This window comes from Actinomadura rugatobispora, from assembly GCF_055379765.1.
This window is the reverse complement of record NZ_AP029191.1, coordinates 6,501,685-6,519,890: the sequence shown is the minus strand read 5'-3', so window position 1 is coordinate 6,519,890 and position 18,206 is coordinate 6,501,685. Positions and strand designations below refer to the sequence as shown.

The 18,206-nt window shown below is 74.4% G+C and carries 16 protein-coding genes and 1 riboswitch; of the genes, 10 read left to right on the top strand and 6 right to left on the bottom strand.

Features of this window, described 5'->3' with window-relative positions:
• Nucleotides 1-191: 191 nt before the first annotated feature.
• Both ACZ466_RS29185 and ACZ466_RS29180 read left to right on the top strand, forming a co-directional pair.
• The gene (locus tag ACZ466_RS29185) at nucleotides 192-1,028 is read left to right on the top strand and encodes a hypothetical protein (protein ID WP_378279038.1); all 837 of its coding nucleotides are present in this window, start codon (nucleotides 192-194) and stop codon (nucleotides 1,026-1,028) included.
• A gap of 195 nt (nucleotides 1,029-1,223) precedes the next feature.
• Nucleotides 1,224-2,180: an ATP-binding cassette domain-containing protein gene (locus ACZ466_RS29180; RefSeq protein ID WP_378279040.1), complete on the top strand. Its 957-nt coding sequence runs from the start codon at nucleotides 1,224-1,226 to the stop codon at nucleotides 2,178-2,180.
• A gap of 27 nt (nucleotides 2,181-2,207) precedes the next feature.
• On the opposite strand, the gene ACZ466_RS29175 is transcribed toward ACZ466_RS29180, so the two are convergent.
• The 4 genes from ACZ466_RS29175 to ACZ466_RS29160 all read right to left on the bottom strand — a co-directional run bounded on the left by ACZ466_RS29175 (nucleotide 2,208) and on the right by ACZ466_RS29160 (nucleotide 6,540).
• Complete coding sequence (locus tag ACZ466_RS29175) at nucleotides 2,208-3,473, bottom strand: PucR family transcriptional regulator (protein ID WP_378279042.1); 1,266 nt, start codon at nucleotides 3,471-3,473, stop codon at nucleotides 2,208-2,210.
• A gap of 276 nt (nucleotides 3,474-3,749) precedes the next feature.
• A complete protein-coding gene (locus ACZ466_RS29170) occupies nucleotides 3,750-4,379 on the bottom strand; it encodes a LysE family translocator (RefSeq protein WP_378279044.1) in 630 nt (209 codons plus the stop codon).
• A 21-nt stretch (nucleotides 4,380-4,400) separates the two neighbouring features.
• Nucleotides 4,401-5,384, bottom strand: a complete 984-nt coding sequence (locus ACZ466_RS29165; protein ID WP_464041736.1) for a glycosyltransferase — start codon at nucleotides 5,382-5,384, stop codon at nucleotides 4,401-4,403.
• Nucleotides 5,385-5,847: 463 nt separating this feature from the next.
• Nucleotides 5,848-6,540 carry a CHAP domain-containing protein gene (locus tag ACZ466_RS29160; RefSeq protein ID WP_464041735.1) on the bottom strand — a complete coding sequence of 231 codons (693 nt, stop codon included), beginning with the start codon at nucleotides 6,538-6,540 and terminating at the stop codon, nucleotides 5,848-5,850.
• A 170-nt stretch (nucleotides 6,541-6,710) separates the two neighbouring features.
• Nucleotides 6,711-6,848, bottom strand: a riboswitch (cyclic di-AMP (ydaO/yuaA leader).
• 307 nt (nucleotides 6,849-7,155) lie between these two features.
• Between ACZ466_RS29160 and ACZ466_RS29155 the strand changes: the two genes are divergently transcribed.
• Complete coding sequence (locus ACZ466_RS29155) at nucleotides 7,156-7,410, top strand: hypothetical protein (protein ID WP_378279048.1); 255 nt, start codon at nucleotides 7,156-7,158, stop codon at nucleotides 7,408-7,410.
• A gap of 61 nt (nucleotides 7,411-7,471) precedes the next feature.
• Here ACZ466_RS29155 and ACZ466_RS29150 read toward each other — a convergent pair whose 3' ends face one another.
• The gene (locus ACZ466_RS29150) at nucleotides 7,472-8,065 is read right to left on the bottom strand and encodes a TetR/AcrR family transcriptional regulator (protein WP_464044029.1); all 594 of its coding nucleotides are present in this window, start codon (nucleotides 8,063-8,065) and stop codon (nucleotides 7,472-7,474) included.
• A gap of 122 nt (nucleotides 8,066-8,187) precedes the next feature.
• Entirely contained in the window at nucleotides 8,188-9,243 is a 1,056-nt protein-coding gene (locus tag ACZ466_RS29145) for an NAD-dependent epimerase/dehydratase family protein (RefSeq protein WP_378279051.1), read from the bottom strand.
• 306 nt (nucleotides 9,244-9,549) lie between these two features.
• On the opposite strand from ACZ466_RS29145, the gene ACZ466_RS29140 reads away from it, so the two are divergent.
• The 7 genes from ACZ466_RS29140 to ACZ466_RS29110 all read left to right on the top strand — a co-directional run bounded on the left by ACZ466_RS29140 (nucleotide 9,550) and on the right by ACZ466_RS29110 (nucleotide 18,204).
• Nucleotides 9,550-10,209 (top strand): response regulator transcription factor, encoded by a 660-nt coding sequence (locus ACZ466_RS29140; protein WP_378279053.1) that lies wholly within the window; start codon nucleotides 9,550-9,552, stop codon nucleotides 10,207-10,209.
• Between the two features lie 66 nt (nucleotides 10,210-10,275).
• Nucleotides 10,276-11,802, top strand: coding sequence for a hypothetical protein (locus ACZ466_RS29135; protein ID WP_378279055.1), 1,527 nt, complete (start codon nucleotides 10,276-10,278; stop codon nucleotides 11,800-11,802).
• Between the two features lie 2 nt (nucleotides 11,803-11,804).
• Complete coding sequence (locus tag ACZ466_RS29130) at nucleotides 11,805-12,980, top strand: DegT/DnrJ/EryC1/StrS family aminotransferase (protein ID WP_378279057.1); 1,176 nt, start codon at nucleotides 11,805-11,807, stop codon at nucleotides 12,978-12,980.
• A 2-nt stretch (nucleotides 12,981-12,982) separates the two neighbouring features.
• Entirely contained in the window at nucleotides 12,983-14,176 is a 1,194-nt protein-coding gene (locus ACZ466_RS29125; RefSeq protein WP_464041734.1) for an SDR family NAD(P)-dependent oxidoreductase, read from the top strand.
• 70 nt (nucleotides 14,177-14,246) lie between these two features.
• Nucleotides 14,247-15,446 (top strand): glycosyltransferase, encoded by a 1,200-nt coding sequence (locus tag ACZ466_RS29120; protein WP_378279060.1) that lies wholly within the window; start codon nucleotides 14,247-14,249, stop codon nucleotides 15,444-15,446.
• Nucleotides 15,443-16,843 carry an O-antigen ligase family protein gene (locus ACZ466_RS29115; protein ID WP_378279062.1) on the top strand — a complete coding sequence of 467 codons (1,401 nt, stop codon included), beginning with the start codon at nucleotides 15,443-15,445 and terminating at the stop codon, nucleotides 16,841-16,843. The genes ACZ466_RS29120 and ACZ466_RS29115 overlap by 4 nt, the downstream gene beginning before the upstream one ends.
• Nucleotides 16,840-18,204, top strand: coding sequence for a lipopolysaccharide biosynthesis protein (locus ACZ466_RS29110; RefSeq protein WP_378279064.1), 1,365 nt, complete (start codon nucleotides 16,840-16,842; stop codon nucleotides 18,202-18,204). The genes ACZ466_RS29115 and ACZ466_RS29110 overlap by 4 nt, the downstream gene beginning before the upstream one ends.
• Nucleotides 18,205-18,206: the final 2 nt, after the last annotated feature.

Genomic DNA, 18,206 nt, shown 5'->3' with positions numbered 1-18,206 from the left:
CTACGCCGCCGCCCGTTCTCCGTCAATCACTTGATGGAGAGTGGGGATCATGGAGCGCCCTTTTGGTTACTCAGGGCTGACTCCGGGCATTCAGGAGTCTGACGCAGTGGAGACATCACGCAGGTCAAAGCGTGGACAAGGACGGGAACCGGCGGGTAATGCGCCGGAGTCGAACGTTTCGGGGGACGACAGTGAGCATCCTGCGCCACGGTGGGGACGTCCGCGGTCCCGCCCTACGCCTTCTCACGCTCCGTGACACCCCGGGCCGCCCGTCCTCCCGCGAACACCCGGCCGGGCCGCCGGCGCCGTCCCCCTCCACCGCGGCCTCCGCCGCTCCGCCCCCGTGCGGCGCGGCTTCGCAGCCCGGCGGGCGCCCGGCGACGTCGGCGGTCCGCGCGGTCGCCAGCGTCCTGACGCTGGGCGCGGCGATCTTCTATCTCGCCGTCGCCGTGAAGGGCGTGGGCGGGCTGCTGCTGGGGCCGCCGCCGGAGATGGTGACCACCGCGGGCGATCTGGGCGCGAGCACCCGGTCGGCCCAGCTGCCGCCCGCCGAACTCGCCGGGGCCCGCTCCGGCACCGCCGAGGCGGAGACCGCGACCGATGCCGCGCCCGGTCCCGGAGACCAGGACCTGGAGGTCCTGCTGCGCCCGCTGGCGATCACCGGGGCGGCGCTGGCCGGACTGCTGCTGCTGTGGTCCGGGGTGCGCGGCCTGCACGCGGTGCGCGACCAGCGGCGCTGGCGCGGGCGGCAGATCTCCGGGCTGATCGGCTTCGGCCTCGGGACGCTGGCCTTCGGCCTCGGGCTCGCCGCGGCCGACGGCCGCACGGCCGCGTACGTCGGATCCGTGTGGCAGGGCGTGGAGCCGATCCGTCCGAGCGTGGTCCTGGCGCTCCTGATCGGCTCGCTGGCGCTGCTCCTGCCGGCGCGCAGGCGCGACCCCGGCCCGCGCCAGCCCGCCCGGGCCTCCACGGTGCCCGATTGCGCCGCGGCGCACCCGGCCCCGGTTCGTTCTCCTATCGGACGCTGATCCTTTCGGGCGCTGATCCTTCGGGCGCCGCCCGTTCGTCCGCGCACGCGCTCCTGGACTCATGCACGTGCGAATGGACGGCGTTCTTTAGCAGAGATCTTCACACTGGTTACGCCCGCGATCCGAACCGTCCTGCAAGCTGGCGATAGCTCCAAAGAGGACGAATCACCCAGCATGCGATTTCGGGGGAACTGCATGACGATGCCGCGGATCACCCACCCCATCAGTACGCGGAAGCGGACCTTCCGGCAGCGGGCCGACGAATGTCTGGTGGCCGCCTATACCACCGGTCTCACCAAGACCTACGACCCGTCCGGCGGCCCCGCGCTCGACAACGTGAACGTGGCATTCCGGGCGGGCGAGCTGTGCGCTCTCATGGGGCCCTCCGGCTCCGGTAAGAGCACGCTGCTGGCCTGCCTGGCCGGGCACGAGCCGCCCAGCGTCGGCCGCGTCTACGTGGGCCGCGGCGACGCGCGGCCGTGGCTGCCGCAGCAGATCCGGCAGATCTGCCGGGGCGAGGTCGGGTTCGCGCTCTCCCACTCCCGGCCGTTCCTCGACCGGACGGTCGAGGAGAACCTGGAGTGGGCCGCGGCGCTGGCCGGGACGCCCCCGGCCGCCGCCCGCGCCCGCACCGACCGGGTCGCCGCGGTCACCGGCCTCCTGGACGATCTCGGCACCCCGGTCGGCCTCCTCCCCGAGGACCGGCGCCACCTCACGATGTGCGCCGCCGCGCTGCTGCCCGGTCCCAGCGTGCTGCTGGTGGACGAGACCGAGTCCGGCGGCGCGATGACCGCCGACACCTTCGCCGTGCTCCGCCGCTGCGCGACCGCGTTCGGCACGACGGTGGTCGCCGTGACCGAGAGCCCGGCCGCCGCGGCGCTCGCCGACCGGGTGCTGTTCCTGTCCTGCGGGCGGGTCGCGGGGATCGTGGCGCGTCCGGCCGAGGACGTGGTCTACGAGCTGCGCGAGGTCTTCGCCGCGCAGCAGGCCGAGGAGGCCGGGAAGGCCGAGCCGGTCACGCCCCAGACGACGACTACCTCAGGACCCCCGGCCTCCGGGCAGCGCGGCCAGTTCCCGCCGGCCCCGGCCCAGCCTCGCCCGGCGCGGCGGGAGCCGCGCATACCGGGCATGCGGAACCCGGCCGAAGCCTAGGACCGCAACCGCGCCCCGCGGTGTGGTCTACGTGGCAGGCGAGACGGAGGCGCCGGAAGAGGAGGAGGCGGCTTCGGTGGGGCGCTGTTCGGCGTCCGCCGAGGTGAGCCAGACGGTGAGCACCATCTCCATCTCCATCCGCGACTCGGGGTCGTAGAGGTTTCCCCCGAACAGTTCCTCCAGCTGGTGCAGGCGGTAGCGGACGGTCTGCGGGTGCACGTGGAGGCGGCCGGCGACCTCGGTGGCGTTGAAACCGTTCTGGATGCAGGCCAGGAGAGTGCGCATCAGGCGTTCACGATGCCGGGGCCTGATCGCCTTGAGCGGCGCCAGACGCAGGTCCGCGATCGCCCGCACCAGTTCCTCGTCCTTGAAGACGACGAGGGTGGGCATGTGGTCGGCGCAGCGGATCAGCCGTTCGGACGGAAGGATGCCGCGCCGGGCCAGCGGCAGCGCCTCGCGGGCCCAGCGCAGCGACTTGGCGGCGTCCTCGGTCTTGACGGTGGGGCCCATGGCGGCGACCCACGTGCGCAGCGACGACTCCAGCATCCGCCCGCGCCCCGGCCCCTCCGGGTCCGGCACGATCAGGCACGGCTCGCGCCGGTTGACGTCGGCCAGCACGTCCGGCGGCAGCGACGGGTGCGAGAACGGCTGCCGGCTCCGCTCGTACAGGACCACGGCGGCGACGGTGCGCGGCACCCGCCACTGCGCCAGCCTGGCCAGGTCGGCGATCGCCTGCGGGGCGGCCGGGGGCTCGGCCAGCAGCAGGTCCAGCAACCGGCGGCGGCGGTGCTCCAGCTCGCCGGCCTCCTGCGCGCGGGCCTTGGTGTAACCCTCGGCGGCGGCGCGGGCGATCTCGTCCAGGAACGCGAAGATGGCCTCGGCGAGGCTGGCCAGGGCGCGCCGGGAGATGTTGAAGGTCTCCGACTCGGCCGCGAGCCGCCGCCACGCCACCCGCGCGCAGAGCCGCATCGAGGTCTGCAGGACGTCGAGGCTGCGGCCCTCGCGCGCCTCGGCCCAGCCGATCTCCCGGTAGACGGCCGCGACGGGCTCCCAGGAGCTGTCGGGGTCGACGATGAGGTCCACGAACTGCTGGAGCGCCCCCTCGACGGCCAGCCGCACCAGCCGGGAGTACTCCTCGTCCTGCGGGCGGGCGTACTCGGGGATCTCGGAGAGGATCTCCTGGATCATCTCCTCGGCCAGCGCGTCCAGATGGGGCCGCATGAGATCGGACATCTCACAGGGGACGCCGGCCCACGGTTTCAGGGGCGTGCGTTCCTCGAGCGTCGTGGTCACCGTTCGCACCTCCCGCCCCGTCGGCAACCAGGGGCTCATCGGAAGTTACAGAGCGGTGTACGCGTCCGCTGCGAACCGGGCCACGCATTGCGCGCACATCGTTGTCATCCGGATGACAAACCGTCGTTCCCGTGAAGGGATACAGCCGTCATATCCGCGCAAGGGGGCGCATCGGACAACAGCATCGCGCCTTGGGAAGCACCGGGTCAACGACCGCGCCCCCGTGCGTCCCCTGCCTGGTCCCCCACACGGGCCGTGCCCACCGTGAGGCCCCTGTCAGGCGCGCCTGGGGCCGGGGCCCGCGAACGCGGCGACCGCGCCGAGCCCGAGGTAGATCGCCCCGGTCGCGTAGCGCTGCCCGCGCCGGAAGCGCGGCCGGCCCCGCAGCATCGCGCCGATCGACCCGCCGGCGACGGCGTAGAGCACGTCGCTGACGAGCCCGATCAGCGCGGTGACCAGGCCCATGACCACGATCTGCGCCGGGACGGCGCCCGCCCGCTGGTCCACGAACTGCGGCAGGAACGCCAGGAAGAACAGCACGACCTTGGGATTGAAGATGTTGATCAGAACGCCGTCGAGGTAGACCCGGCGCAGCGGCTTGGGCGAGGTCTCGGGCCCGTCCACCCGGTCGCCGCCGCGCAGCGTCCGCACCGCCAGGTACACCAGGTACGCGGCGCCCGCGTAGCGCAGCACGCCGAAGGCGGTCGCGGACGCGGCCACGATCGCCGACAGGCCCGCCGCCGCGGCCGCCACGTGCACCAGCGTGCCGGTCTCCACGCCCAGCGCGGAGGCGATGCCGGCCCGCCGGCCGTCCGCCACGCTGCGCGCGGCGATGTAGAGGTGGTTCGGACCGGGGATCACGATCAGCGTCGTGGCGGCCAGCAGGAACAGGATCGGATGGGTCATGGTCCGTACGCTAGGGCCGGTTCAGTCACCGGGCACAGGTCCAATCGGCTTCGGCGATCGGGGTCCAACCCCGCCCCGGCGCAGGGCCCGGGCCACAGACGCGGCCGGGACGCGCGGCGCCGCCGGCGCCGTGGTCCGGGCGGAGGACGGCTCCCGGTGGAGCACGTCGAACATCCGCTCCCAGCGGTCCAGCGCCGCGCCCGCCTCGAACCGGCGGGCCGCGCGCGGCGCGGCGCCGCCCAGCCGCTCCCGCAGTTCCGGGTCCATGATCAGCCGGTCCAGCGCGGCGGCGAACCCGGCGGTGTCGCCGGGACGGGCCAGCAGCCCGTCCGCCCCGTCGGTGACCAGGTCGCGGACGCCGGGAGCGCCGTCGAACGCGACCGCCGGCAGCCCGGCCGCCATCGCCTCCAGCAGCGCCGTCGGGAAGCCCTCCCGGCGGGACGGCAGCGCGAAGATCGACGCCCGGGCCAGCGCGTCCGGCACGTCCCGCGCCACCCCGGCGAACTCCACCGCGCCCGCCGCGCCGAGCCGCTCCGCCTGCTCCCGCAGCGCGCCCTCGCGCGGGCCCGCCCCGTACAGCCGCAGCCGCCAGCGCGGATGCCGGGCCGCCATGGACGCCCAGGCCTCGATCGCCAGGTCCGCGCCCTTCTCGTGCGACAGCCGGCCCAGGCAGGCGATCACCGGCTCGCGCGGCACGGCCGCGCGGCCGGGCACGGCGAGCAGCGTGTGGGGCGTGTGGCCGGCGTTCTCGGCGGGCAGCGCCAGCACCCGCAGCCCGGCGCGGCCGCCCAGCCCGGCCAGGCGCACCCATTCCATCGCCCACACCTGCGCCACGATCACCACGGCGCCGGGGCGGGCGCCATCCAGCAGAGCCGCCAGCCGGACGGCCCCGTCCCTCCTGGTCGCGGCGCGCCTGCGGTCGAGCAGCCGCGCCCGCAGGTCGAGACGGTTGCGCAGCGTGCGTGGACGCCGTTCCAGGGCGGGCAGCGGCCAGGACTCGTGCAAAGTTTCGACGGCGTACGGCCGCGCCCGAGCCGCCTCGCGCGCTTCGTGCGGGGCGGCCTCCGCCGATCGGGTGACGCCGACCAGGGTGACGCGGTGGCCGCGTCCGGACAGCAGCCCGGCCAGGCCGTGCGCCCAGCGCTGGACGCCGCCCGGCCCGTCGACGTCGTCGCAGACGATGACGATGTCGCGGCGGGCACCGCGCCCGCCGTCCCGCGCCCATTCCGGTGCTCGCATGTCAGCCACGCCGCGCTCCCTCCCCGTCCCCCCGCATCGCGGTGCGCGCGCCGCCGGACGGCGTCGAGCCCGGTCTGGTCCAGGTTCTCCTCCTTCGTGCACGGGGCGTGGAAGACCATCGGTCGGTCGGGGGGCGCGCAGTCGAACATCACCTGTGCCCCGTCCGGAAACGCCGGAGGGCGCCCCGCCACGGATGGCGGGGCGCCCTGGGCGCACGAGCGGGTCGGGGTCAGCCCCGGTACTGGGGGTAGCCGTACCCGGCGACCTGCGCCTCGTCGCGGGTCTTCTTCATGACCTTGTTGCTGGTGTTGCCCTCGATGGTGTCGATCGTGCCGTCGCCGTTGTCCTTGACGACCATGCCGACGTGCTGGATGCCCTCGACGCCGCCGCCGTTCCAGTTGAAGAACACCACGGCGCCGGGCTTGGCCTTGTGGCCCCAGTGGCCGGTCTTCTCGAACCACTTGGCGTGCGCGACGGTGTAGGCGTCGGCGCCCATGCCCTTCGTGCCGGTCTGCGCACCCAGCCAGGACACGAACATGTTGCACCACTGGGCGCCGTTGTAGCTGGACACCGAGCCGCCGTCGCGCGCGGCGGTCGCCTTGGCCGCGTTGCTCCTGACGTACCAGTCGTGGAACTTGGTCTGGCCGCCCCTGCCCTCGGAGATGCCGACCTGCTTCTCGGCCAGCTTCAGGACCTGCTGGGCGGAGGCGGACTGGGTGGTCTTGGCCGCCCTGGCGGACTGGGCCTTCTCGCCCGAGCCGGGCTCGTTCCGGGCGGCCTCGGCGTTCTGGGCGGTGGAGCCGGTCTTCTCGGCCAGCCCCTCCGCGCGGACGGTGCCGTGGCCGTTCTTGCCGGCCGCGGCGGCGCCCGCGACGGCGCCGGTGCTGCCGGTGGACGAGTCGGAGGAGGCCACGGCGCCCACGGCCGAGCCGAGGGTCAGCGCGCCGAGGGCGACGCCGCCGACGACGCCGGCGGCCGCACGGCCGCGCAGCGCGATGGTCTGGGAGGTCAGCTCGCTCGCACGGTCACGGAGAGTGGCGAGCAGGGCCGTATAAGCGGGGTTCGTACGGAACGACAAAGCAGGGGTCTCCTGATTCCTTCCAAGGCCGCCTACCGGGTTAGCTGTCGGATTCGGGCGTGGAAGTCGCCCTACGGCGCACAGACGTGCGCCGATTCACCCCAGAGAGTTGGGTCCCCGGCTCCGGACGCCGTCGTCGGCGTGGAATGGACTCGGCGGAGCGGCGGCCTTCAGGGCCGCCGGCACTGCGATCAGATGGACACGGGTTCGCGCGGGTTCGTTGGTCCGCACACGCGACCGTTGAGGCGGTTCCGACCCCTACGGGGCGGGTTCGCCGGCTCCGACGACGCATGGGTCGCATCACCAGAACTGGACAGAAGGTATCAAACTTCCAGCTCAGCGCAAATCTGGGGCAAAGCACTCAGGACCGGAACAAAGTCCGCCCCTGGGACGCATCAGGTCCCGACATCGGGGAAGGATCCGGACTTCAAAGTCGAGTCATGGGGCGGGAGGACGACGATGGGGCCGGATCTGGGCCTGCTGCTGATCACTCTGCTGGGCCTGGCGGGCGCGGGTCTGGTGGGCCTGGCGCTCGTGGCGGTGGGGGCTCTGATGCTGGCGCGGGCCCTGGCCGAACGGGTGCCCGTACGCGCCGAGGGGACGCCCTGGCCGGTCCGGCGGACGACGCCCGCGGCCACCAGGGACAGCGCACGGCGAACCCCGGGAGAGGCTCCGCGGAACGCCCCGCGAGAGGCCGCGCGGGCCGGACGGTGAGATACGTCACACCCTGTGCGGGACGGCCCAGGGCCGACTCAAGGTCGACTCACGGGCCGGCTCAGGGGCCGGCGGCGCCGCTGCCCGCCATGGCCCCGGCCAGCACCAGCCGGCCGGAGGTCCGCACCATCGCCGCGACCTCGTCCACCGGCCGCCGCAGCGAGGCCAGGCTGACCAGGCCGGCCAGCAGCACGTGGCCCAGCACGATCTCGACCTCCTCCCGCTCCGGGACCGGGCCGCCGATCGCCGCCGCCAGCCGGTCCCGGACGAACAGGAAGAGCACCGTGCGGGCGTCGTCCACGCTGGAGTCGTCCGCCGTCACCGCCTGGACGATCGCCGAGGTCAGGGTGAGCTCCTCGGCCGCCACCCGCACGATCCGCTCCAGCATCGCGGTGAGCCGCTCCACCGGGGTGCCCCCGACCGCCAGCGCGTCGATGTCGTCGGTGATCCGGTGCGCCCAGGTGGCGGCGACCTCGGTCAGCAGGTGGTCCTTGGTGGCGAAGTAGCGGTAGACCGTGGCCCGGGCCACACCGGCCCGGTCGGCCACGTCGTGCATGGTCACGGCGGCGTAGCCGCCCTCTAACGCCAGCAGGCGCGCGGCCTCGATCAGCCGCTCCCGCCGCGCCTGCTGCTCCTTGCTCAGGGTCCGCGTCACGGTGATCCGCACATCGCCGCTCAACGCGCCTCCTCGGGGGTACCGAACGTGTGACCGATCCCATACTCTCGCACGTCCGTTCCCACCGCGCGGGCGGCGGCCCCCGAAGATCAGGTCATGGCTCAGGCCACGTCCGTGCGGCTCCGGAGCGCGGCCCATTCCAGGGAATGGCGGATGGCGTCCTCGATGGAGTACTCGGGCTTCCAGCCGAGCAATTCCAGCGCCTTGGCGGGATTGACGAACGCGCCGACCACGTCGCCGGGGCGGGCGGGCGCCTCCTCCGCCTGGAAACCGTCCCCGACGACGCCGCGGAAGGCGTCCACGAGTTCCCGCACGGTGGTTCCGCCGCCGGTGCCGAGATTGATGACCTGGTAACCGGTTCTGCGGCCGCCACCGCCGCCCGCGCCGTTCTTTCCGTTCTTTCCGTCGGAACCGTTCTGGTCATGCGGGACGATGGCGTCGAACCGCGCCGCCGCCTCGCAGAAGGCGCGGGCGATGTCCCACACGTGGATGTAGTCGCGAACCGCCGTGCCGTCGCGGGTGTCCCAGTCCACCCCGGTGATCCGGAACGGCACGCCCAGCTCGTACGACTCGATCATCTTGCCCAGCGCGTGCGTGGGCTTGCTGCTCTGCAGGCCGGTGCGCATCCGCGGGTCGGCGCCGATCGGGTTGAGGTAGCGCAGCGACACCACCCGCAGCCCGTAGGCGGCGCACAGGTCCTCCAGCAGCAGCTCGGCCATCATCTTCGAGCGCGTGTAGGGGTTCTGCGGCTCCAGCGCGGAGTCCTCGGTCACCGACAGGTCCGGCCCGGGGCGGTACATCCCCGCCGTCGAGGCGAAGATCATCCGGTCGCATCCGTTGCGGATCAGATGGCCGGCGAGACTGAGCGTCCCGGTCAGGTTGACCTGGTAATAGCGATGCGGATCCGACATCGAGTCGGGCACCACGATGAGCGCCGCGCAATGGACCGCGACGGCGATGTCGGGATGGGCGGCGAAGATCTCGTCCACCACGGTCCCGTCGGCGATGTCGCCCTGATAGAAGATCTTTCCCTCGGTGAACTCGGACCGTCCGGTGACGAGGCTGTCGAGCACGACCGGAACGATTCCGCGCTCGGCGAACGCCGACGCGATCGTGCTTCCGATGAAGCCCGCGCCCCCGGTGATCAGGACCTTCATGAAACTCCCCCTGCCCGCATTCCGCGCCCCCTTTGATCGATGAGCACAGCTTCGGCAGGCGGTGGCGGCCGGTCAACGCCGCGCCCCGCGGCTGACCGGCTCCGGACGGCCGTGAACTCCGCGCCCGCCGCGGGCGTCCGCGCCCGGCTCTTCCCCCGTCCCACCGTGCCCCCGCCGCCCGCGGGATCCGACCGGCCGATTACGCGCGGTTCGCTCGGGCGGGCCGGCCTGTCCAGAACCGGAATCCATGCCGAAGTACAGCGTTTGCAGGATCCGCCCGGCCCGCCGAACGGCGATCGTTCGGGGATGCGACCGCCCATCCGCGTCCTCATCGTGGACGATCACACCCTGTTCGCCGAGGCGCTGGCCGCCCGGCTGGGCCGGGAGCCCGACCTGGTGATCCTGCCGATCGCCGCCGACGTGCGGCGCGCCCTGGCGCTGGCCGCGACCGAGCGCCCCCAGGTGGTGGTGCTGGACATGACCCTCGGCGCCGAGAGCGGCCTGGACGTCCTGGACCGCGTCCGGGAGCGGCATCCCGGCATGCGGGTGGTGATCCTGTCGGCCATGGCCGAGGTCGACGCGATGGTGCGGGCGGTGCGGCACGGCGCGATCGCCTGGCTGTCCAAGACCGAGAGCGCCGACCTGGTCGCCCGCGTCATCCGCGGGGCGGCGCACCGCGGCGGCTGGCTCCCGCCCGACGTGGCGGGCGAGGTGCTGCGCCGCCTCCTGGCGGACGGCGCCGAGCCCAACGGCGGCGCCCGGCTGCTGGCGGAGCTGACCCCGCGCGAACGCGAGGTCCTCCAGTGCATGGTGGACGGCCTCAACCGGGCGGAGATCGCCGAACGGCTGGGCCTGTCGGCCAACACGGTCCGCACCCACACCCAGAACCTGCTGGCCAAGCTGGACATGCACTCGGCGCTGGAGGCCATCACCCTGGCGATGCGCGCCGGCATGAAACCCCGCTGACCCCGCCCCCGCCGCCCCGCACGACGTGGCGGCCCCCACCAAATGACGTAGCGGACGCTCGTCTCGATGGGCGATTCGATCTCCTCGGGCGGTTCCTACGCTCGGCCTGACGAGGCCGGAGGGAAGATCGTGGAGATCGACGAAGTCGCGGCGCGCGTGGTCCGCACCTACTGGGCGCTCCTGCTGGCGATGACCGTGCTGCCGGTGGTGCTGGTGGGCCTGGTGATGGGCGGGCAGGAGCCGCCGCACTCGGCCACGTCCCGGCTGCAGGCCAGCAGCAGGGCGACCGACGCGGCGGCCGGGGACGCGGGCGTCAGCATCGTGGTGAGCCAGGTCAAGGCGTTCGCGACCGGGCGGACGCTGCTGGACCGGGTGCTGCGCGAGCAGCGGATCGTCCGCGACCCGGTGAAGCTGGCCAAGGAGATCACGGTGGCCGGGCTCGGCACGTCCACCGTGGTGGAGCTGACGATCAAGGACCCGGACGCGGCGGTGGCGCGGCGGCTGACGGACGCGCTCGGGGCCGCGGTGGTCGCCGAGATCAACCAGTCCAACCAGGGCGCGATCACCCAGCAGCTGGCCGCGATCGAGAAGCGGATCCGGGAGCTGGAGGGGCAGCTGGGCCCGCTGTCGCGGCGGGCGGGCGCGGTGCCGGTGCCCGACATCGGCGCGGCGAACGAGCGGGAGCGGGTGGCCGCGGAGCTGAGCGACCTGCGCACCAGCCGCAGCGAGCTGCGGACGGACCTGACCACGGCGGGCACCGCGACGGTGGTGCAGCCGGCGGTGCTGGCCGAGCGGACGAACCCGGTGGTGATGCTGGCGGCGATCGCCGGCCTGGTCGGGCTGGTCGGCGGCGTGCTGGTCGCGGTCGTGGCGGAGATGTTCCGGCCGACCGTGCCGGGGCAGTCCCGGGCGGCGCGGCGGCTGGGCGTCCCGCTGCTGGGCCGGGCGGACGGCGGCGAGGCCGAGGCGGCCGACCTGGGCCGCCGGATCCGGCTGGCGGCGCGGCGGGCGGGGGTGGAGCGGGTCGTGCTGGTCAGCACGGGCGGCCCGCTGCCGGCCGAGCTGCTGTCGCGGATCGCGGCCGCCGCGTACGGGGACGACGCCGGCGTCCTCAAGGCGGCCCCCGCCGAACCGGAGCCCGAAGCCGAAGCGGACGCCGCGCCCCACGACGAGAGCGGCGATGGCGAGCCCGGCGGAAACGTCAACAGCACCGTCCCGGCGTCCGGCGGCGGGACGTCGGTCGTGCGGGCCGGGTCGAAGGCCCCCGGCTCCGGCACGGCGGTCATCGCCAGGAGGTCGGGTGAGCCTGCCCGGACGGCCGCCGAGCCCGCCCGCCGCCCCGCCGCCGCGAGGCGCGCGACGATCCAGGTGCACGCCTTCGAGGACATCGACACGGGCGCCGACGACGGCGCCGGCGTGGTCGCCGTGGCGGGTCCGGTGACGCCCGTGCCGGGCCTGGAGTCGGTCCGCGACCTGGTGTCCGCGTCCGGCTGGCCGCTGCTGGGCGTCGTCGCCACCGACCGGAAGATCACCGGCAGGCGGAAGCGCGCCGCCGGGCGGAAGATCACCGCGAACCGCGAGAGCAAGGGGTGACCATGGGCCAGGCCGGGCAGACCGCGCCGCCGGAGCAGAGCACGGTGCCGTTCACCGTGCCGTCCTTCGCCGGGGAGGTGTCGGACGCCGTCGTGAAGGTGCTCGACTCCGGGTGGGTGACGACGGGGCCGCAGACCGCCGCGTTCGAGCAGGACTTCGCCGACTACCTGGGCGCCGCGCACGTCGTCGCGGTCGCCTCGTGCACCACCGCGCTGGAGCTGTGCCTGCGCGCGATGGACCTGCCGCCGGGCTCGGCGGTCCTCACCCCGAGCCTGACGTTCTGCGGTGCGATCAACGCGATCCTGCACGCCGGGCACCATCCCGTGCTGGTGGACGTCGACGCGGGCACGCTGGTGCCGGGCCCCGCCGAGGTCGCCGCCGCGGCGGCCCGCCGCGCGCCCGCCGCGATGGTCGTGCAGAACCAGGGCGGCTACCCGGTGGACGTCGCCGCGCTGGCGGAGGCGGCCGGGCTGGACCGGACGCGGGTGATCGAGGACGCCGCGCACGGGCCCGGCGCGGCCCGGGACGGGACCCCGGTCGGCGCGTCGTCGTACGCGGCCTGCTTCAGCTTCTACGCCACCAAGAACATGCCGATCGGCGAGGGCGGCGCGGTCGCGACCTCCGACCAGGAGTTCGCCGACCGGATCCGCGCGACCCGGCTGCACGGGATGAGCAAGGACTCCTGGCGGCGCTACCTGCCCGGCGGCAGCTGGCGGTACGACGTCAAGAACCTGGGTCTCAAGGCCAACATGACCGACATCCAGGCGTCGATCGGCCGCGCGCAGCTGACCGCGCTGCCGGAGTGGCAGCGGCGCCGCGCCGAGCTGGTCGCCCGCTACGACGAGGCGCTGTCCGGGCTGCCCGGGCTGGTGCTCCCCCAGCGCGACCTGGACGGCGTCCAGCACGCCTGGCACCTCTACCAGGTGCTCGTGCCGGACCGGGACGCGATCATCGCCGAGCTGGAGGCGGCGGGCGTGTCGACGTCGGTGCACTTCATCCCGGCCAGCCACATGACCGCCTACCGGGAGATCCTCGGCGAGGAGGAGTGCGGGGCGGTCCCGGTGACCGACCGGGTGGCCGAGGAACTGCTGTCGCTGCCGCTGTACCCGGGGCTGTCGTCCGACGGCCAGGACCGGGTGGTCTCCGCCCTCGCCGGGGCGCTGCGGGCCCGGGGCTGACCGTGCGCTGGTTCCCGCTGCCGCGGCTCCGCCGCCCGGTGCCGCCCGCGCCGCCGCCGTCCCCGTCCCCGTCGGCGGAGGCCGGGCCGATGGCGCTGCTCATGGGGCGGGACGAGGTCGCGGTGGCGGGGCCGCGGGTGCGGCGGCTGGTCGCGGGCCGGCGGGTGCTGGTCACCGGTGCCTGCGGGACGGTCGGTTCCGCGCTGTGCCACCGGCTGCGGCGGCTGGAACCAGACGCGCTGTGCCTGATGGACCGGGACGGCCGGCGCCTGGACCGGCTGGCGGGCGAACTATGGGGCGCCGGGCGGGTGGCGGCGGCCGAGGCCGATGTCCGCGACCGCGGCCGGGTCGAGGCGATCCTCGGCGAGGCCCGTCCCGACCTGGTCTTCCACGCCGCGGGACAGAACGAGCTGGGCAAGGTCGAGGACGACCCGTGCCAGGGCGTGGCCGCCAACGTGTTCGGCACCCGGCATCTGGTGGACGCCGCCGTCCGGAACGGCGTGGAGAGGCTGGTGCTGGTGTCGTCCGACAAGGCCGCCGACCCGACCTCGGTGTTCGGGGCGACGATGCGGCTGGGCGAGCTGCTGCTGCAGACGGCCACGCCCGGCCCGACCCGGTTCGCGGCGGTGCGGGTCGGCAACGTGATCGGCGCGCACGCCTCCCTGCTGACCGCGCTGGCCAGCCGGATCTCCTCGGGCGAGGCCGTCACCATCACCCATCCGGAGGTGGCGCGGCACTTCATGACGGTCGCGGAGGCGGCGGGGCTGCTGCTGGAGGCGGCGGCGCTGACCGAGGAGGCCGAGACGTTCGCGCTGGACATGGGCAGCCCGGTGCCGGTGGTGGAGCTGGTGCACCGGTACGCGGCGCAGCTGCGGCTGCCCGAGGTGACGATCCGGTTCAGCGGCCTGGGGCCGGGCGAGAAGCTGGCCGAGAAGACCTTCGCCGACTCCGAGCGCCGGATCCGCACCGCCCATCCCAAGATCTGGGGGACCCGTCCGGCGCCGCCGCCCGCCGGGCTGCCGCGGCTGCTGGACGCGCTGCAGGCCGCGGCCGGGCGCGGCGACGCCGGCGAGGTGCGGCTGCTGCTGTGCCGGCTCCTGCCCGAGTACCGGCCGGCGCGGCGGCCCCGGCCGCCGGCCGGACCGCCGCCGCTGGCCGGGGCGGGCGGCGCCCGCCCCGATCCCCCCGTGTTGTGAGGTGCCGTGTTGTGAGGTGCCGTGTTGTGAGGTGCTCGTGAGGTCTGATCGCAAGCTCAGGGTGGCCACCGTGATCACCCGTTTCAACGGCGGCGCCGGGCAGGTGGCGCTGAACGGGGCGCTGGCACTGGATCCGTCCTGCTACGAGCGGGCGGTGATCACCGGCGGGGTCGGGATCGACAGCGCGGCCGCGGCGGGCGCGGACGGACCCGGCGCGGAGGTCCGGTACGGCGAGGACGCGGTCGCGCACGCCGCCGCCGGGGACTTCACGCCCCGCGCGCACGCGGCCGGGATGGAGATCGTGCAGGTGCGGCCGCTGGTGCCGCAGATCTCGCCGCGCGACGACCGGGCGGCGCTGCGGACGCTGACCCGGGTGCTGGCCGAGGGCCGGTACGACGTCGTCCACACCCACAGCGCCAAGGGCGGGGTGATCGGGCGGATCGCGGCGGCGCGGGCGGGGGTGCCGCGGATCGTGCACACCTGGCACGGGTTCCCGTTCAACGAGTTCCAGTCGTGGCCGCGCCGCGCCGCCTACATCCGGCTGGAGCGGATCGCGGCCCGGCGCACGGACGCGTTCCTGGCGATCGGGTCGGAGACGGTGACGACCGCGCTGCGCCTGGGCCTGGCCACGCCGGAGCGGATCCGGCTGTCGTGGCCCGCCGTGGACGTGGACGCCTACGCCGCAGCGCCCGGCTCGCGGGCGCAGGCCCGGCGGCGGCTGGACCTGCCGCTGGGGGTGAAGGTGGTCGGGTCGATCGGGCGGCTGACGTACCAGAAGGGTCCGGAGATCTTCGCGCGGGCGCTGGCGCGGCTGCCCGAGGACGTGTTCGGGCTGTGGGCCGGCGGCGGCGCGATGGCCGGGGAACTGGAGAGCCTGACCGAGAAGCTGGGCATCGCGGACCGGATGCGCTGGCTCGGGCACCGCGACGACGTGGCCGAGGTGATGCCGGCGTTCGACGTGATGGCGATGGCCAGCCGGTGGGAGGGCCTGCCGTGCGTGCTGGTCGAGGCGATCGGGGCGGGGATCCCGCTGGTCGCGACGGCCGTGCCGTCCAACCAGGACCTGGTGCTGGCCGGGGAGACCGGGCTGCTCGTCCCGCCGCAGGACCCGGCCGGGCTGGCCGCCGCGATCGCGCACCTGCTCGACCACCCGGCGGAGGCCGCGCGCATGGCCGGACGGGCACGGGAACGGGTCGGCGACTGGTTCTCGCCCGAGTACCTGGGCGCCGTCCTGGACGAGACCTACCGGGGGAGCTCCAGGCGGCCATGACGACGATCACGACGGCCCGGCCGCCCGCCACGTCCCGCGCGGCCGGCACGGCCCCGGACCCCGGGCCGGGACCGGAGGCGCCGGAGGAGGAGCCGCGGGCGCGCGGGCGCTCGCTGGTGGGCGCGGTCCTCGTCGGTGGGATCGCCTCGCTCCCGATGCTGATGCCGTTCGGGCTGCCGCCCGGCCCCGGCAACACCGGGCTGCCCGACCTGGCGCTGATCGTCGTGACGATGACCGCGCTGCTGTGGGCGGCCACCCGCCGCGTGCCCGTCCGGTGGCCGTTCCTCGTCCCGACGCTGCTGACGATCGTGGCCGGCGGCATCGCCGCGGTCGTGAACGACGCGGGCGCGCTCACGCTGGTCAAGGACCTGTTCGTGCTCCTGTGGGGGGTGAGCGTCGCCAACCTGGCCCGGGACACGGGGCTGCTGCGGCTGGCGATCCGGTCGTGGGTGTGGATCGGCACGTTCTACGCCCTCGTGATGATCGCCGGCTTCCTGATCGGGAACGACACGCTGTCGGGCAAGCAGGTGGACGGCGAGCGGGCCATGTTCACCTTCGGCGACGCGAACTACGCCTCGAACTGGTTCATCTGCGTCTTCTTCATCGCCCGGGCCGCCCGCGTGCCCGAGAAGGCGTGGCAGCGGTGGGCGGTGTGCGGGATCCTGCTGGTCGCCGAGGTGCTGACCGGCTCCAACGGCGGCGCGCTGTCGCTGGGCATCGCGATCGTCGCCGGGTACGTGTTCCGGCTGTTCCGCGAGGGCAAGGCCCACCACGCGATCGCGGTCGTGTCGCTGGCGGCCTTCGCGGGCGGCGGCGGGATCGCCGTGATCTCCACCGTCGACATCCAGCCGTACCTCGACCGGGCCAGCGAGGCGTCCCCCATCCTGCGCGACTCGATCGGCCGCACCACCGGGGAGAGCACCGAGTCGCGCAGCACGGTGTTCGCCACCACCGTCGAGATGATCGAGCGGCAGACCCATCCGTGGGGAATCGGGCCCGGCCACACCGAGGCCGCGATGCTGGAGAACCAGGAGACCTACGTCCGCGAGGCGCACAACGACTACGTCGCGGCGGTGCTGGAGCGCGGGTTCCTGGGCGGGGTCGCGCTGGTCGTGCTGGTGTTCGCGCTGCTGATGGCGTGCGTGCGGATCGCGCGCCGGGACGCGCTGACACCCGCGTACGCGCGGGTCGTGCCGAGGCCGGAGCTGTTCGGGGCGCTGGTGCTGGTCTTCCTGGTCTCCGGGCTGTTCTACGAGACGCTGCACTACCGGCACGGCTGGGCGTTCTTCGGCCTGATCGCCGCGCTGCACCTGTTCGGGCGCCGCGACGCCGTCCAGCCCGAGTCCGTCCTGCTCGCGGATGGGCCGGGCACCGCGCGCGAGGGGGGAGCGCCGTGACCGAGACCCGTCCGCGGCCCGGTGACGCCGTGCCGGACACGGTGCTGCCCACCGAGCACTCCGCCGCGCCCGCCCGTACCATCACCGGCCGGATCGCCAAGCTGATGGCGGGCAACATGGCGGGCCGGGTCGGCGCGCTGGCCTCGCTCGGCATCGCGACGATCATGGTGGCGCGGATCGGCGGGCCCGCGCTGGTCGGGGCGTTCACGCTGGTGCGGATCCTGCCGGGGCTGGTGTGCCACCTGTCCAACGCGGGCCTGCCCGCCGCCGCGCCCTACTTCCTGGCCGGACGGGACGGCACGGGCCGCGAGTACGACCAGTCGGTGGTCCGGCCCACGCTGGCGTGGCTGACCGTCGCGGGCGCGCTGGCCGGGGCGCTGGGCTGGCTGGCCCTCAGCCCGCTCATCCATCTCGCGTTCTTCCGGTCTTTCGGGTTCTGGGTGGCGCTGGCGGCGACCGTCCCGGCGTTCACCCAGGGGTTCGTGTCGGTCGGCAAGGGGCTGCTGCAGGGCACCGACGACCTGCGCGGCGCCAGCCTGGCGATCGCGGTCGAGGAGTTCGTGTTCCTGCCGATCTACCTGGTGATCCTCATCGGCTGGTACGGCCCCGGCGCGCTGGTCACCGGGCTGGTGCTGGCGGACGTGGCGGCCGCGGCCTGGATCATCGCGCGGCTGGCGCGGCGCGGCTTCTTCAAGGGCTGGGGCCGCCCCGACCCGCGGCTCGGCCGCACCATCGCCGGCTACGGCCTGCGCGGCTACCTCGGCCAGCTCATCGACCTGCTCCAGCTCCGCTTCGACATGGCGCTGCTGGGCGCGCTGGCCGGGCCGAAGGTCCTCGGCGTCTACACGGTGGCCAGCAAGTTCGCCGAGCTGGTGCAGCTGCCCGGCCTGGCGCTCAACTACGTGCTCTACCCCGACTTCGCCCGCGACGACCGGGCCGAGGCGACCCGCCGCACCCGGCGCATGATCCTGCCCGCGCTGGGCGTGTCCGCGCTGGCCGCGCTGCCGCTGGCGCTGATCGCCGGGACCGCGCTGCCGTGGGTGTTCGGGGAGGTCTTCGACGACGCCGTGGTGCCCACCTACATCCGGCTCGCCGGGGTGGTCACCTTCGGCGTCACCGGACTGGTCATGGCCTACCTGTACGGCGTCGGCCGGCCCGGCGCCGCCTCGACCGGGCAGGCGATCGGGCTGGTCGTGGTGGTGCTGTGCGGGGTGTGGCTGATCCCGCGGTACGAGGCGGCGGGCGCGGCGACCGCGACGGCGGTGTCGTTCGTCGCGACGACCGCGGCGCTGCTGATCTTTTTCCGCCGGGTCGGCCGCCGCGTCGGCGGGGGCGCCGGGGCCGAGGGCGACGGAGGGTGACC

Excerpts from the sequence above, each read along its gene's own strand:
- ACZ466_RS29180 (WP_378279040.1), top strand. The coding sequence starts at position 1,224 with ATGACGATGCCGCGGATCACCCACCCCATCAGTACGCGGAAGCGGACC.
- ACZ466_RS29170 (WP_378279044.1), bottom strand. The coding sequence starts at position 4,379 with ATGACCCATCCGATCCTGTTCCTGCTGGCCGCCACGACGCTGATCGTG.
- ACZ466_RS29155 (WP_378279048.1), top strand. The coding sequence starts at position 7,156 with ATGGGGCCGGATCTGGGCCTGCTGCTGATCACTCTGCTGGGCCTGGCG.
- ACZ466_RS29145 (WP_378279051.1), bottom strand. The coding sequence starts at position 9,243 with ATGAAGGTCCTGATCACCGGGGGCGCGGGCTTCATCGGAAGCACGATC.
- ACZ466_RS29140 (WP_378279053.1), top strand. The coding sequence starts at position 9,550 with ATGCGACCGCCCATCCGCGTCCTCATCGTGGACGATCACACCCTGTTC.
- ACZ466_RS29135 (WP_378279055.1), top strand. The coding sequence starts at position 10,276 with ATGGGCGATTCGATCTCCTCGGGCGGTTCCTACGCTCGGCCTGACGAG.
- ACZ466_RS29130 (WP_378279057.1), top strand. The coding sequence starts at position 11,805 with ATGGGCCAGGCCGGGCAGACCGCGCCGCCGGAGCAGAGCACGGTGCCG.
- ACZ466_RS29115 (WP_378279062.1), top strand. The coding sequence starts at position 15,443 with ATGACGACGATCACGACGGCCCGGCCGCCCGCCACGTCCCGCGCGGCC.